The following is a 15,386-nucleotide window of genomic DNA, read 5'->3' on the forward strand; positions in this document are numbered from 1 at the left end:
GATTGGCGTCACTCTTGCAGCTGCACTCATCATGGCCACTGGCGGCTTCACATACTTTGACAATGCCAAGCAACTCACACGTTATCTGGGATTGTCACCAACATATCAGCAGTCCGGCACTTCAGTCCATGTCAAAGGTCACATCAACCGCAACGGAGACTCTTATTTAAGAAGTCAGCTCTACGTGGCAGCGTTCTCTTCCATACAATATAACACTGAATGTAAGGCCTGTTATGAACGTTTGCGGTCTAAAGGCAAGCCCGGGAAAGTCGCCGTCATTGCAGTAGCAAACAAGCTCATCCGACAGGCTTTTGCCGTTGTCACTCAGGAAAAACCATATATCGATGGTTATGTTTCTTCAAAGAAATGACTCCTGTATATCCCCGAAGTAAATTAGGATAGATAATCTAATACCTGAAAACACCGAGGGGTTTGGGGGCGAGAAGCCCCCATCAGAGGCAACGATTCAGTATTAAGTGCTAATAATTGTTAATTAAGCGCATTTTTCTTATTACAGTTCATTAATCGAAAGGATAGATTGTTTTTCAAGACATCAAAGCAGAGTCTTGCAAAATATACCTCTGCTTAGGGCTGTTCTTATCTCCAAGCATGGGTTTAAGCAGACCAGCCTCCAACAGTGGGGTGAGAATTTTGCGACGGAATGAAGTGCGGCTCTCATAGCCCGTGGCCTCCATCAACTCCACCACTGATTTCGGCTGCTCGCACAGGTGAAGCACCACACGCGCATTGTTCCGCTCCGTCTTTGGCAGCTTCGGACATCGCTCTGTCAAGTCGGGATACAAATCCATCAGATTCACACCCTTGGCGCCCTCCATGGCAGAAGTGGCGACTCCCACCACAGGTCGTCTGAACCTCACTGCAAACTGGTTGCCCGATTCAGAGTTGTCGAATTCCATCTGTGCCCCCTCCTTGATAGCACGCAGGATACCTGTTCCGATGCCTCTGTATTGCATTGTGCGTGAACAAAACTGGGCCATCAGCGGATTCCTCTGCAACGTGTTACCGAACCTCAGGTCATCCACCGTCATCCCTGAAGGCAATGTACCCGGACTGATTATCTCCACCCTGTTGTCAAAAATCAGGATGCGGATAGGCGCATTGGCTATATACTCCCTGTGTACCAAGGCATTCTGAAGGATTTCCTCCAAAGCAATCTGCGAAATCTCCAGTTTCCCCACAGAGTTAAATCCCTGACCTGCCTGTACACTATGCAGATTCGCCTTTAGGAACGACATGCCTTGCTCGAATAGCAGAGGCACCGTACCCACAATATCCTTACTGTCGCGATACTCCAGCCCACCCATATCGTTGCCATAGAACGCCACAGCCTTGATCATCATCGAAGGCATATATTGCTGAGGTGCGAGTCCGAAAAACAACAGGCCAGCCAAGGTACATTCTCCATTCGATGCCAGGATATGCAGATTCTCCAGCAACCGCTCGTAGGACACCCCCATATCGTCCACAGGTTTGCCAAAATTCTTCGTGCAATACTCTTCCACCAAACTACGGTTTACAACAGCCATGTTCGTTCCTCTCACTTTTTCATGGTCTGGATAATACGTCCCTGACTGATGGAACAGGCGCAGAATCTCGGCATTCTCTGTCACTCTGCGCTTGTCAGCTCCTTGCTTCACATAGATGTCGCCCGACAGATTCTTGTATGGCTTGTTAACACCTTCATCAACATACGTCACCAATATAGACCTGTCTTCATTAACCGGAATCGTCTCCGTTTGCAGGTAGATAGTTGGTTTCACATGTTCCTGCGCCGTATTTCCCAACTCTCGGCTTGCCACCTGAACCTCATCATAACTCAGCCCCACAATCTCACCCGTCTTGTCTTTGCAGCCAATAATAATCATTCCACCCTTGGCATTAGCCATGGCCACGAGCTCTTCTGCCATCTGCTTTTGGGTAGTAAAGTGCTCCTTGAATTGCACGCGGCTATTCTCTCCACACCTTATTATTTCCAAAATCTGTTCCTTATTCATATATTCATATTGGTCAAGTATTCCATATTAACCTGCTTGAATTTGGTTAAGTGTTAACCAAAATCATCACAAATTCGCTGCAAAGATACAATTTTATTTTGAATTTTGGTCAAGACTTGACCATATTTTCATGTTTCGCCCTTGTTTTCATATAATTTATAGCCTGAAAGTATATAATCCATTAAATCCTCAGTCATCAGACACTTGCGATAGCTTGATGAACTTGCGAAGAACTTGCTTTAGCTTGATGAGCACCTCTAAATATTAACGCTGTGCGAATAATCATTAATCACTAATCACTCATCATCAATCAATAATCTTCCTCCACCCCAAGTGCCACACCCTAAACACCGGCTCCCACAGAGCCTCTTCCGGATAACTCCTCACAAGTCTCAACATCCGCTTCAGTTTCCAAAATTCATGTTTAACCATTGTACACATTCCATTTCGGATGATTCTTGTTTCCTATATTTTCCACAAATCCATCTTTGCGAAGATCTGCAATAATGCGATACAAAGTGCGACGACTTGTATTTATCATAGTCAGAATCTCGTCCACCTTTATTTCAGGATAATGCTTCAGAGCCACATAAACGGCCTCATGCATGAAAGACGGGAAAGCCCTGCGCGCGGCAGGCTTACCACTTCCGCCTTCAGCCAAATCATTACCCTTAGCATATGTTATAGAGAAAATAAATTCGGCTTCATCCTTAATTTCAATTTTGCTGTCATTGCTGTATAATGGTGCATACATGCGTATTTTGCGTGTTCCAGAACCGAGGTCTTCCACCCAGCCCAACTCTCTGAACACCCTGACAAGAAGCGGGTTCTTTGTATAATTTCCAAGCTGGTCTAAGCTTATGACCTTATTGTGGGCCGAAAGAATCACGCGCGAACTGTTTCGAGTCACGACCCTGTCTTTAAATATTTCAAGATACGATGCAAAACCTGCAGAATAATCAGCATGCACACAAAGGTTGGCCACTATCTCCCTGAACAAGAGCGTGCGCAGATCTTGTCTCGTCAATCCGTCCTCACCAATGTAAAACCGGTCAGGTAAGTACCGTTGCACAAATGCCATTATCTGGATATAAGCCTTTTGCAAATTGCACCTCAGCGTAAGCCTGTCATCATACCTGGTTCCATAATCTTTCCCGCTGATATAATCATCGTATGTATAATTACGGAATACACATTCAATCCTGTATCTTGGCATATATCGTACAATACTTTCCTCCGTTCCAAACAAAAGCAAAGCTGCGTATGTAAGGCTACACGAATCATCTTTGCCCGATCGCACCAATTGGCAACTTCGAAGCAAATCCATATCACTCAACAGTCCCCATGGATGACCGCCACCTTCTCGCGTTTTTACCTTTCTGCACTGGACGAACGTATCTCCGTCGAGGTCATCCACTTTCAAACCTGCAACACATCTGCTTTCAAACAGGTTTTGGCTTTTCCTCTCAAAAAGTTGGTTGAGCAGCTGCGGTTGCTTTATTTCTATACCATCCATTTGTGCCAATTTTATACGAGTTAGTGCCAACGATGTGCCACTTTGATTAATCCATTTGGGCTGCAAAGATAAAAAATATTTTTCAGATTACAAAGTAAATCTCTAAAAATCAACATATTTTTTATCCATTATGCCTCGTTCTGCACTGACTCAATACTTCACACATTGTTTTTAGTTTGTGCCAACCATAGTTGAATTTTTGCCAATAACAAATATTACTTTTTACTTCCCCCATCCGCCTGCGGACCTCCATCTGTGTCCATATGTGTCATCTGTGGATATATATTTTTTTTCTTCAATTTACGGTTAATTCCCGAAACTTGCTTCAGCTTGATGAACACCTCTTTTAATTGACAATGTGTGAATAACTTCGCGTTCCCATCCATCGTCCGCCTGCGGACCTCCGTTTCATTCGCGTTGTCCGTGTGAAGACACTTGCTTTAGCTTGATGAGCACCTCTAAATATTAACGCTGTGCGAAGAACTTGCGTAGCTTGATGAACACCACTGAAAATATATAATGTGTGAATAATCACTAATCACTCATCATTAACCATGTATCATTCTCCATCCCAAGTGCCACACCCTAAACACCGGCTCCCACAGCGCCTCCTCAGGATAGCTTCTCACAAGTCTCATCACCCTCTTTAGCTTCCAGATTCCATGCTTAATCATTCCTCCATTCTTAAATTCCTTTCCCCTTTCATCATATTGCCCGAAGTTTCCTCCCTTCATTATCTCCTCCAACAATTTCTTCCCCTCCTTTTCATTCGGCTCACAAATCATCCAAGGCACAAAATTATTTTCCTTCAATTCACGGTTAATTCGCTTTAATTTGCGTTCTCCTCCCCCGTCCGCTTGCGGACATCCGTTTAAAATCTGTTTAAATTCCGATGATTCACGTTCATCCACAAAGTCCGCTTGCGGACCTCCATCCGTGCCCCTCTGTGTCCTCCGTGGACATTTTTCGTTTTCGTTATCGTTTTCGTTCCCTCCTCCAAACACTTCTTTGAGCACCCACATCACCGCTCCCGCAAACTTTTTCATCCCGAATGAACGAAGTACCGCCATCACCTCTTCCTTAGACATCACCGGCGTCCCCAGCCCTTCGCTCCACATACCTTGTGACTGCTGCCCACAACCATTATCCACACTTTCTCTCCACGCTATCAAAGTAAAGTACATATCGAGAATCTGTCGGAGACCTACACCTTCTTGAAAATAATGGGAGAACAGATGCGTCATCTGGTATATCACATTGACAGAAGGCGTGGGCATGGAGAAACCATAAGAAGTTCTGTTTGCAGCACATCCTTCATAATGCTGGGCAAACCACCTCTGCATCCTCCAATTCCGCAACGGCGAATGAATATAGCCCGTTCTGAAATGCGCTTCCACCTCCACGCCTTCTATGGCAGGCGCATCCACATGGTGATAAATAGGCCTTGGCTTCTTGTTCGAGCCGCATATCCTATGCTGCAATTTCACATATTCTATCACGGCTCTCACACCATGATACTTCACATATTCAACGCTATCCTTCCCCGTATGTACTGCAATATCCAACCCCTCTTTTGGCGGCAAACACCAAATATCTATATCACCGCATTGTCGTCTTTTTCGCAAATTATCAGGATAGTTAATGTAGTTTCCTTGTCCCTTCAATATACAAGTCGATAACCCATCATGCTCATATTGCTCCGTCACTTTCTTGCATAACCCATTCAGTTGTTCATTCCTTCTTTCAATCTGAACCACCAAGGCATACCACTGCAGCCTCAGTTGCGCTGGACACACAACACCCTTGGCGTGCAATCGCTCCACAGCCGTAAATCCTACACCAAGCAGAGCATGCTCTTTCAGCAAACGGAAAATATCCTGCCATTCGTTATCTGACAGCTCACGCGATAAACTCTCCCTATTGCCAATCGCCACTTGAAGAAACTCAAAGAACAAACGCACCTCCATGCCTTAATCAATCATCAGCAATCATTAATCAATCATTCCTTTGTAAACATCATCCACTTGTTTTGCAATCTTATCCCAGTCATACTTACCCATGTCATAATCCACCTTCTTCAGCGGCTTGCTCACCACCTCACTCAACTTCTCAGCCAATGCCTTAACATCACCACATGGGAAATAATCCTCCTTCGGCAGACCGACCTCGAGATTAGCAGGAATGTCACTCACCACTACAGGCACTTTATAGCTCATCGCTTCAAGCAAAGCAATCGGCAGACCCTCATGCGAGGAAGGCAGACAATAGCAGCAACAGTTAGTCAACAGCGAGTGCAACTTGCGACCTTTGATGAATCCTGTCAGCACCACACCATTTTTCCTTGCCATCTCCTTAAGTCCGCGCGAATACTCATCCTCAAAGTCTGTATCCCCAGCCAGCACCAGCCTATAATCCTTCATCATTAATCCATCATCCTTCATCGAAGCAAATGCTTCAACCAAGTGGTGTAGGTTCTTCTCCGGCACAAATCGGCACATGCTCAGGATATATTTCCCTTTCTCAATGCCCAACTCCTCAAAGTATTCAGGATAGTCGCATATCTCAGGCGATGGCACACCGTTGTATATCAGATGCACATGCTCCGTACGCCCATACTTCCTTGCAATGAGATTCTTGATCACGTCAGATATAACAATCACCTCGTTGGCAAACATGCATCCCATCCTCTCTCCGAGCTTCAGTATCATCTTCGCCGCCGTGCCCCACTTGTCGCGGTCGTAGTCAGGCCCGTGATGTGTAAACACCACCTTCATTCCCAACAACCTCGCATACGGCACAAGCAACGCCGGCCCGATGGCATGTACATGCAGCACCTCCGCCTCAAGCCTCTTCGCCTTGTTAATAGCACGGAAGGTATGTACAATCGCCTCAAACGACTTCATCTTAGGTGTTGCTATATCCACGAGCTTCACACCCTTCCATTCTGTCAAACCATCGTTGACATAAGAAGCCCGTCGTATCAAAGTCACATCCTCACCAAAAGACGCAATGCGAGGAAACAACTCCTCGCAATGCGTCTCCACACCACCCATAACATTCGGTATGCCACGGGTTCCTGTTATTACAATTTTCATAGGTTAATAATTAAAAGAAACCATAACGAAGTCATTGTATTTCGAAATAGTTTTATATTTATATCCTTTTTCTATTAATTTTTCTTTTAGAGTTTGATATTTTTCTTTATCATTGACAATGATTATTCCTTTGGAAAGATCCGGCTCCTTATATGATTCAATAATATCAAAAACATCCATAGCGAGCTTCCTAAGCTCAATATCATTTGTTTTTTTGTTTATAGTTTTTTCAAATACAATCTTTGGATCCACATAGTTTTCTAATATTCTAACCTTACCTGAAATCTTAACAGGATAGTCACGTAGTAAATAATACAAAATGGCAGACTGTTGCGCCTCAAAATGCACATATACACTATCTTTAAGGTATTCTTTATTTCTTTCCAAATAAGCTTGAATATTTGAAACTTTTTCTTTTTTCGTAGGAGTATTAAAACTACTAAAAAGAGGACTTGCAAATAGCCATATTATTATAATGGAAATGCAGATGTTATAGTATCTATTGTTCAAAATTGCCATCGACCAAAACAGAATAACAATAGCAAATATGTTCATCATCCAATAGTAATATGAAACATAGTGGCCAGCAGCAGAACCTAAGACAGGTATAGAAAATACAAAAACAGAAACATACAACAGATTCCATTCTTTTTTGAGATATCCTATCACAATACCACATAATACGAAAATGTCGATGCATATATTTTTATACCCATCAATAACCATTTGCGAGAAAGTATAATGAACAAGTAAATTGTCCATACCTTTGTTGAAATTTGAATTAAAACGAATATAAGTTTGTAAGAATCTAAGCAGTCTATGATTATACAAATAAAATATACATATTATGACAAAAGAAATAAAACAAAAAAGTACTATAATTTTTGCCTGAGTAATAAGAACATTCCTTTTTTCAACATCTTTTCGTGCGTAAATAAGGAGAGCTATTCCTAACACTAATAATATAGGAAGCGAATAGATACCTGTAAACATCAAGCCAAATGAATAAAAAGCCAACAATTTGTTATTCTTTTTTCTGTTTTCGGATGAAGGAATTAATTGATCTGCTATGCCTAAAGAGAATAACAACATTAAACAATCAATTCTTCCATTGGAATGTGGGGCGATAGTCCAAAACAAAAACACAAATAACAATATACTAAAAAGACTATTAATGATTCTTCTTTCAGACAAAATTTTGAGACAAAGTAACGACACAATGAAAGCTATAACTACATTCATTGAACATACCGCTTGATGGCTAATTCCAAAAACACTTATCCATAATGTAAGTAAAAAATTATGGAGTGGATGATATGTATAAACCCAAACTGCCGAATACCATTCCCCATTAGTTACCCAATTAATAGCACTATCAGCAGTTCCTATTTCATCTCCTGAAGGAAAAGTATAATAATCCAATATGCAAATGTAAAATATGCACAATATCAAGGAGGCGAAACAACCGATATATAGATTTCTCTTTGATACTTCCATTATTTTAAGGATTTTAGATTTGCATTAATTTTTCTAAAGTCTCCCAACGCTTTCCATCCAATCTTGAAGATTCTCTTCATGTTGATCGAATTAACTCCACCCTGACGTGGTTTGAAGGTAATCTCGTAGAACGTAATCTTGTATTTCCATTTAACTGCTATTGCTGAAATAGCAACATTACACAGAAAATAATCACTGGGAATAACATCCATGATTGCTTTCAGTTTATCTTTTTGCATCAGGCGGAAAGGTGTGTTTGCATCAGTTACCCACTCATGGAACATAAACCATACTACTAGGCGTAATGTCTTTGTTACAAATACACGACTAGCACCATCTTGCCTGCCTTTTCTATATCCAATTTGGAAATCATAGTCATGACGATGTTCAAACATCTGCCAAAATTCCTCAGGATTAGTTTGTCCATCCGAGTCTGTTTGGAAAATATAGTCTGCGCCGTTATTCAAGGCATGTCGATAAAGATATAATACGGTTGCGCCATGACCACCATTGGGTTTAGTTAATGGCTCGAAGTAAGGAAATGCACCCCCCTCCTTGATATTCTTCATAACCTCGAAGGTATTGTCTTTACTGCCATCATTAGCTATTGCAAGGATAGCTTCACATCCTTCCATCTTGTTGATTTTCTCAATAACAGGATACCACTGCTTAACTGTCTCAACAATGTTCTCCGACTCATTGTAAGCCGGCATTACAAAATAAAACTTTTCCATAATAAACTATTTATCAAAATTATATTTAAACGTCACGAATTTGTTCAATAAGAATTGGAAACCAACTACTAGTACTATCGAAGCTAGTTTAACAATCGTTTCATCGCAATGCATTTTATCTATTCCTAAATAAAGAATAACATTACTTAAAACCAAACCACACAACCCCACACAAAGAAAGACAACGAATCTTCTTTTATAATGGTCTTTTACTTTGAAATTTATACTACGGTTTAATAAGAAGCTCGTTGTTATACCTGCCAACACTGAAATACAGTTTGCCGCCAAATAATAAATGCCAACAAAACTGGTTAGTACAGTAAAAATACAAAAATCAAGTAAACTTGTAAAGCTTCCTATTACCCCATACAATATTAGATTCCTAAATTTGGAATATAATTTCCTTATTAGTCCCATAGCCCTGTTATTATTCAATATTGATTGTCATTACTTGTTCAATTATCGGCGCCATATCATAATACTTATACTCCGCCAATCTTCCGCCAAAAATCACATCTGTCTCATTTGAAGCAAGCACTCGGTATTGCTCTGCCAAAGCGTTATTGCGATCATCGTTCACGGGATAATATGGTTCCATGCCTGGCTTATACTCTGTGGAATATTCTTCACTGACTACAGTCTTTGGACAGTCATATACATCTTGACCAAACATCTCAAAATGCTTGTGCTCGATGACACGAGTGTATGGCTCATCATGAGAGGTGTAGTTCACTACGGCATTGCCTTGATAGTTTGAAGTGTCCTCTATGCGAGTCTTGAAGGAGACTGTGCGCCAGTCGAGTTTACCGAATTGGAAATCATAGAACTCGTCGATAGCTCCTGTATATACCAACTTGTCAGCATATTTGCGCCAATCCTTGTATTCTGAGTTAAAGAAATCAACATTGGTTTTACATTCAACACCCTCCAACAAACCATAAACCAATTTGTTGTATCCACCAAGTGGAATACCTTGATAACGGTCGTTGAAGTAGTTGTTGTCAAAGACGAAACGCAGAGGCAGTCGCTTGATGATGAATGCAGGCAGCTCGGTACACTTACGTCCCCATTGCTTCTCGGTATATTCCTTGATGAGAGTGTAGAAGATGTCCTTACCGACCAATGTCAGAGCTTGCTCTTCCAAGTTCTGCGGTTCACGACCATTGAGTGCAGCCACAGCCTCTGCTTTCTGCTCCTCAATCTTCGCCTTCGCCTCCTCTGGAGTCTTCACGCCCCACATCTGATGGAAGGTGTTCATGTTGAAAGGAAGGTTATAGAGTTTGCCCTTGTAGTTAGCCACTGGGGAGTTGGTGTATCTGTTGAACTCCACGATGGAGTTAACAAAGTTCCACACCTCCTTGTTGTTTGTATGGAATATATGTGCGCCATACTTGTGGACATTTATCCCTTCAATGTTCTCGCAATAGACGTTGCCACCCAAATGCGGACGCTTGTCTATCACCAAGCACTTCTTGCCCTGCTTTGTGGCAAGATGAGCAAATGTGGCTCCGAAAAGGCCGGAGCCTACTATTAAATAATCGTATTTCATAAAACCATTACTTTATTTCAATTTCCCTGTCAGTCTCCGCCTTCGTAGCCTCATATCCCTGACTTGCCACGTCGGCATTCACGATGTCCTCACCACGTTTGCCCTTCAGCGCCTCTTTCGAGTCAGCGGAAAGACCATTGTTAATGGTGGCGCACATGTCGCAGGTAGAGCACTTGTCAAGTTCCTCCTTCGTCACCTTGCCATCCCTCAGATCACGGCAAATCTTGTTCTCAAACATCGAGTACTTCATGCCCAACATCGATTTCAACTTATGACTGATCACCCACGGCAACACACGATAGATATACTTGTGCATTGCCGGCGACACCGAACCAATCATCCAGCAGTCACGGTCGCAACAGCGAACCTTCTTGCGCACCTTTTCCGCCTCGGGCGAGTTCCATAGCTCATCCCACGACTGGCGGTTCAAATTACCCATCACCTCCTTGTCCTTCGTTCCATTGCAAGGCATCACATCGCCATACGGGTCGATGAAGAACGTGTCAAAACTCATGTCGCAAGGCAACAATCGCTTCTGACCATAGATGTAGTTGATAAGACCATGGTTGAAGTAAGCGCGGAACCACTTCTTCGGTGAGTTCGACTTCAGCAACTCGTTCACAAGGTTCTCAAAGTTCTTAGCCACCATCGGACGGTCGTGAATGATGTTCTTCGCCTCCACGAAGTAGAACGAGTTGTGCAGCGAAGCCGTAGCAAACTCCATCCCCATCTCGTTTGAGATTTCATACAGCGGCACCAAGTCAGGCGCATTCTTGTCCTGCACTGTCATACCGAAGCCGACATCCTTCATGCCCATCTCTCTCAGTTTCTTCAGCGTCGTATATCCACGCTGATAACCGTCGTTCAGACCACGAATCTCGTTGTTCGTCTTCTCCAATCCCTCGATTGAGATACGAATTCCAATCTGCGGAAACTCCTTGCACAGGTCAAGGATTCTATCAGTGAAGAATCCGTTTGTCGAAATCACGATACGATCACTCTTCTTATACAGTTCCCTCACCACCTCCTTCAGGTCAGTACGGATAAACGGTTCGCCGCCCGTGATGTTCGTGAAGTACATCTTCGGCAACTTCTTAATAGTTTCCAACGAGATTTCCTCCTCCTGCTTCGAAGGAGCCTTGTAGCGGTTGCACATCGAGCAACGCGCATTACAGCGGTACGTCACGATGACCGTACCATTCAATTTCTTTTCTGCCATAATAAATTTATTCTTATATACTAATCCAAATAATTATCAGAGCCAATGGCTCTAAATCTTTGCCAATCAGTGTTAATCTGTGGTCTATTATTCTTCATCCTTGTACGACGCCATAAGTTTCTCATAATACGCCTCGCTCGAATACCTCTCTATAGCATTCTTAGCTATAGCATCATAGTCAAACTCATGATTAAACATCTTATTGATCTTGTCTTTCAAGTCCTCCACATCTCCCGAAGTGAAAGTCATACCGTTGGGCACTACTCCCTCCCTTTGGGGGAGGGCAGGGGAGAGACTTTCAATCAACTCCGGAATACCGCCAATTCTTGCGCCCAGCACAGGCGTTCCGAGACTTTGACTCTCAATAACAGTCAGCGGATTATTCTCGCTCCACTCCGCAGGCAACACCATAAACCGAGCCCCGCGCAGTATCGGCATAAACTCCTCCCACTGCATCTGTCCCTTAAACTCAATCTGCTTACAATCCACATAAGTCTTCTGCAATTCTGGCAGCAGCTCGCCCCCGCCAATCACAACGAGTCTCTTGTCCAACTGCGAAGCCGCCTTACATAGCGTCCTCACCCCCTTCACCTCATTCACTCGTCCGAGATACACATAGTAATCCCCCTTTAATCCTTTGACCTCTTCACTTTTTAACCCTTTAACCTTCGTCACATCTATAAAGTTGCACAACACTCGAAACTTCTCTGGCTTATAACCACCCTCCACACAAGTGTCCATCATAAACTTCGATGGCGGCAAGAACAAATCCACACACTCCTGCAGCACCTCCCTGTTCCACTTCTGCGCCTCCAAATACCCGATGACAGCCCCAGGCAAACCGCCCGGCATACACCTATGCCTTATCACCGCCTTCTTGTCCGTAAAACACTCGGTACACCACTTTCCGGCACGAGTACACGTATAACACGGGCACACCAACTTCGTGTCGTGCAGCGTCCATACTACCCTTGCCCCCTTCTCATGCGCAATCTTCGCAATCACAGGACTCAGCTGCGTATGAATATTATTCAGATGCACCACCTCCGGCTTAAAGTCATCCATCAGCCGAGAAAAACCCTTCATCACCTGACGAGCCCCGAACGGCCTTGTAAACGCATCCAACTTCGTCATGGCCGAAGGCCAGTACCCCGACCATTCCGACTTCTCGTTCTCAGGGTACTGCATGGCATACACTGCCACCTCATGCCCCTTCTCCTTCAGCATCTTCTCCAAGTTCATGGTATAGATGCAGTCACCGCCTCGGCGGTAATAAAACTTATTTGCTAAAAGTATTTTCATTTTTATTATTTCATTCTCTGATGATTGCTTTTACAATTCCGCTACAATAATTCAAAGAACAGAACGTTCCCCCCCAGTCTCATTAATCAACAATCATTCATCATTAACCGAAAGGGCAGGTCACGGACCAGTCCCCTGTCCCTAGTGGGTTCTCCCATATTTATTTAAGGGAGGATTCAGTTCTCCAATTAAATATTGTTCTAAAGAGAAACGCATATAATGTTCTTCTTCTTCAAGAGCAAAACTAACAACAAATTTGGAATCTTTTTTTGAAACTTCTCTAATCATGCAATTGTTATTTTCATCATAACAGAAATAGTCTCCAAGTCTTTTTCCTATGGTTACAGCCTCTCCTATATAGATTACCTCCTTATTGCTGTTCAGTAATATATAAACTCCCGGAGATGATCCATTATGCCAAGGTGCAGGCCAACCGTATTCCCCTTCTTGTGGGAAAAGGGAATAAATACCACTTTCAATAAATTTAACTGAGTATTTATTTGAAAACCACTCTATTTTTTCCTTGACCTGTGAAATAGTTATACCATTCATCGAAATTTTGAAATCTTGACAAGTTAATTACTTATGCATGGCTATCCCTAGGGTACAGGGGACAGGTCACTGTCACGCAGGAATAGTCAAAAATATTATCTCAAATGTTTTAATATAAAATTGAGGAGGAAGGACACTTACCTGTCCCCTGTCTCGACACGTGCATTGTCCCTCTCAGCATGACAAGTTTTTTTCCTTCAAATTGTCCCATTTTTTACGTCTTTATTTACACTTTGATGTTTTCTGGTTGAGCCTCATTCCATTCAATCATCTTTAGAGCAAAAGTATCCATCATTTTATTGAGTTCAGGTAAACTATCCTTTGGGCACTCCCATCCTGTTTCAATATAGTTGGATTTTGCATGAACAATACTGTTTCTGGTTGAGTATATAATTGATGCCACCTGCTTTATTAAACTAGATTCCTTGTTATCATCCAGTAATACAGCAGTAAGATCAACTCCCTCTGCAATACCAATGTTATTTCTAATTTGTTTAATTAAGGAATCAGGTATGTGAATAAGTTCAGGCTTCACATCCAGACACTCTTCTATAACAATTTTCATAAGACTATCGTCTTTTTGGTCATCTCGATATTGACTTGCAATATTCAAAATGGTATTCATATAATGATAATCGCGAGCAACTGTAGATGGTTGGTTAATTTGAATGGTTATTTTTTCAATGGCCTTTTTCTTGGCTACAGCAGGAGAGACATATTCAATGATTTTATAGTAGTGCAAGAAAGCCAATTTTGAATCTAATATTTCTTTTGCTTGCCTATACAAATCAAGCATTTCAATTGATTTTGGAAGCGTGTTTATATCTATAGTAGTCTTTGTTATGTGTACAGAGGAAACAGAATATTCCAATTCGGCTTCATCAGCTAATTCATTAACATCAAGTATTTCTGAAACAAATACAGCCACACCCACTTTTTGGGTCAAATCGTATAAAACACGTCTAATAACCAAATCCTCTTCCTGTTTTGTCAATCTACTGTCGTTTAAATACTTAAGTTCTATTGCCAAGTATCCAGAACATGGCCATATCATATAATTATCATCACAATTGATTTCTTTAGCATTATACAAACCTACAAGAAATGGGTTATTAACAACATTAACCTCAAAATTTTGCCCAACATATACATACTTCGACAAAAGCAAAGCTATATATTCCGACCCATGTTTAGTAGTATCGATTACAGTTTGCCGAATATGTTGCACTAATTTTTCACTGCGGTGAAAAAAGCTAAAGTCCTGCGGCTTATAACCTTCCACTACAATATTTCACAATTATTTTACGTTTCTCTAAAAGGTGAAGGGAGATGACGGACCTCTTTCACAACCCCGTCATTAATCCCCTCCACCACAAATAACCATGCCCAATACAACATTGGACAAGGCGATCGCGACTGTACCCAAATTCAGGGACCGCATTTCGCTTTTTACTAAAAAGCTGCGTCTGGCACAATATGCAGACGGCAGTATCTATGACTATCGCCTGAAAATTGCTCAGGCAGTGTTGTTTTTCAATAAGTTGCCAGAGGAGTTCACCCAGACGGACATCGACTACTATCTGTCGACACTCCTGGACAAAAACCGTTGCAGCCTGTCGTTCTTCAAACACATGATTTTCGGATTGCAGGCCTACTACAAGGTGATGGGGCTTAAGCAACCTGGAGGTCTCGTACTCCCTCCCGTGCGCAAGCCGAAGAGGTTGCCGCGAGTGCTCTCCCAAGAACAGATTGCTCGTCTTATCCGCAACTGCTCCCTGTACGACAAGACCCTGCTTGCCATCATCTACGACTGCGCCCTCAGGGTCGGCGAGGCATGCCGCCTCAGATGGGACGACATCTGCTTTGACCGCAAGAAGCTGTTCGTCTTCCAAGGCAAGGGGCGTAAA

General features: G+C 42.5%; 14 protein-coding genes. 2 read left to right on the forward strand and 12 right to left on the reverse strand.

Annotated features, from left to right (window positions below; translation table 11 throughout):
• On the forward strand, positions 1-370 hold a 370-nt coding region (locus CIK99_RS09615; protein WP_144007953.1), incomplete at its 5' end, for a transposase.
• A gap of 175 nt (positions 371-545) precedes the next feature.
• On the opposite strand, the gene CIK99_RS09620 is transcribed toward CIK99_RS09615, so the two are convergent.
• From CIK99_RS09620 to mauJ, 12 genes are all read right to left on the reverse strand, one after another.
• On the reverse strand, positions 546-2,015 hold the full coding sequence (locus tag CIK99_RS09620) for an RNA-binding domain-containing protein (protein WP_094381309.1): 1,470 nt from the start codon (positions 2,013-2,015) through the stop codon (positions 546-548).
• 424 nt (positions 2,016-2,439) lie between these two features.
• Positions 2,440-3,531 (reverse strand): ATP-binding protein, encoded by a 1,092-nt coding sequence (locus tag CIK99_RS09625; RefSeq protein WP_144007954.1) that lies wholly within the window; start codon positions 3,529-3,531, stop codon positions 2,440-2,442.
• Positions 3,532-4,079: 548 nt separating this feature from the next.
• The gene (locus CIK99_RS09630; RefSeq protein WP_094381311.1) at positions 4,080-5,498 is read right to left on the reverse strand and encodes a nucleotidyltransferase family protein; all 1,419 of its coding nucleotides are present in this window, start codon (positions 5,496-5,498) and stop codon (positions 4,080-4,082) included.
• 24 nt (positions 5,499-5,522) lie between these two features.
• Positions 5,523-6,626 (reverse strand): glycosyltransferase family 4 protein, encoded by a 1,104-nt coding sequence (locus CIK99_RS09635; protein WP_094381312.1) that lies wholly within the window; start codon positions 6,624-6,626, stop codon positions 5,523-5,525.
• A gap of 3 nt (positions 6,627-6,629) precedes the next feature.
• Positions 6,630-8,123, reverse strand: a complete 1,494-nt coding sequence (locus tag CIK99_RS09640) for a hypothetical protein (RefSeq protein ID WP_144007955.1) — start codon at positions 8,121-8,123, stop codon at positions 6,630-6,632.
• Positions 8,123-8,857, reverse strand: coding sequence for a glycosyltransferase family 2 protein (locus CIK99_RS09650; RefSeq protein WP_094381315.1), 735 nt, complete (start codon positions 8,855-8,857; stop codon positions 8,123-8,125). The genes CIK99_RS09640 and CIK99_RS09650 overlap by 1 nt, the downstream gene beginning before the upstream one ends.
• A 6-nt stretch (positions 8,858-8,863) precedes the next feature.
• The gene (locus CIK99_RS09655; protein ID WP_094381316.1) at positions 8,864-9,274 is read right to left on the reverse strand and encodes a GtrA family protein; all 411 of its coding nucleotides are present in this window, start codon (positions 9,272-9,274) and stop codon (positions 8,864-8,866) included.
• A 10-nt stretch (positions 9,275-9,284) separates the two neighbouring features.
• A complete protein-coding gene (glf, locus tag CIK99_RS09660) occupies positions 9,285-10,406 on the reverse strand; it encodes a UDP-galactopyranose mutase (protein ID WP_094381317.1) in 1,122 nt (373 codons plus the stop codon).
• Between the two features lie 7 nt (positions 10,407-10,413).
• Positions 10,414-11,625 carry a radical SAM protein gene (locus CIK99_RS09665; protein ID WP_094381318.1) on the reverse strand — a complete coding sequence of 404 codons (1,212 nt, stop codon included), beginning with the start codon at positions 11,623-11,625 and terminating at the stop codon, positions 10,414-10,416.
• Between the two features lie 87 nt (positions 11,626-11,712).
• Positions 11,713-12,927, reverse strand: a complete 1,215-nt coding sequence (locus CIK99_RS09670) for a glycosyltransferase (RefSeq protein WP_094381319.1) — start codon at positions 12,925-12,927, stop codon at positions 11,713-11,715.
• 141 nt (positions 12,928-13,068) lie between these two features.
• On the reverse strand, positions 13,069-13,479 hold the full coding sequence (locus CIK99_RS09675; protein ID WP_094381320.1) for a GIY-YIG nuclease family protein: 411 nt from the start codon (positions 13,477-13,479) through the stop codon (positions 13,069-13,071).
• 226 nt (positions 13,480-13,705) lie between these two features.
• The gene (mauJ, locus tag CIK99_RS09680; RefSeq protein ID WP_094381321.1) at positions 13,706-14,761 is read right to left on the reverse strand and encodes a methylamine utilization protein MauJ; all 1,056 of its coding nucleotides are present in this window, start codon (positions 14,759-14,761) and stop codon (positions 13,706-13,708) included.
• A 115-nt stretch (positions 14,762-14,876) separates the two neighbouring features.
• Between mauJ and CIK99_RS09685 the strand changes: the two genes are divergently transcribed.
• On the forward strand, positions 14,877-15,386 hold a 510-nt coding region (locus CIK99_RS09685), incomplete at its 3' end, for a tyrosine-type recombinase/integrase (RefSeq protein WP_158215934.1).

This window comes from Prevotella sp. P5-92 (assembly GCF_002251245.1).
GTDB lineage: Bacteria > Bacteroidota > Bacteroidia > Bacteroidales > Bacteroidaceae > Prevotella.

Bases quoted from the DNA above. Each gene is read 5' to 3' on its own strand.
- CIK99_RS09640 (WP_144007955.1), bottom strand. From the start codon at position 8,123: ATGGAAGTATCAAAGAGAAATCTATATATCGGTTGTTTCGCCTCCTTG.
- CIK99_RS09650 (WP_094381315.1), bottom strand. From the start codon at position 8,857: ATGGAAAAGTTTTATTTTGTAATGCCGGCTTACAATGAGTCGGAGAAC.
- CIK99_RS09655 (WP_094381316.1), bottom strand. From the start codon at position 9,274: ATGGGACTAATAAGGAAATTATATTCCAAATTTAGGAATCTAATATTG.
- CIK99_RS09620 (WP_094381309.1), bottom strand. From the start codon at position 2,015: ATGAATAAGGAACAGATTTTGGAAATAATAAGGTGTGGAGAGAATAGC.
- CIK99_RS09665 (WP_094381318.1), bottom strand. From the start codon at position 11,625: ATGGCAGAAAAGAAATTGAATGGTACGGTCATCGTGACGTACCGCTGT.
- CIK99_RS09630 (WP_094381311.1), bottom strand. From the start codon at position 5,498: ATGGAGGTGCGTTTGTTCTTTGAGTTTCTTCAAGTGGCGATTGGCAAT.
- CIK99_RS09675 (WP_094381320.1), bottom strand. From the start codon at position 13,479: ATGAATGGTATAACTATTTCACAGGTCAAGGAAAAAATAGAGTGGTTT.
- CIK99_RS09625 (WP_144007954.1), bottom strand. From the start codon at position 3,531: ATGGATGGTATAGAAATAAAGCAACCGCAGCTGCTCAACCAACTTTTT.
- CIK99_RS09635 (WP_094381312.1), bottom strand. From the start codon at position 6,626: ATGAAAATTGTAATAACAGGAACCCGTGGCATACCGAATGTTATGGGT.
- CIK99_RS09670 (WP_094381319.1), bottom strand. From the start codon at position 12,927: ATGAAAATACTTTTAGCAAATAAGTTTTATTACCGCCGAGGCGGTGAC.
- glf (WP_094381317.1), bottom strand. From the start codon at position 10,406: ATGAAATACGATTATTTAATAGTAGGCTCCGGCCTTTTCGGAGCCACA.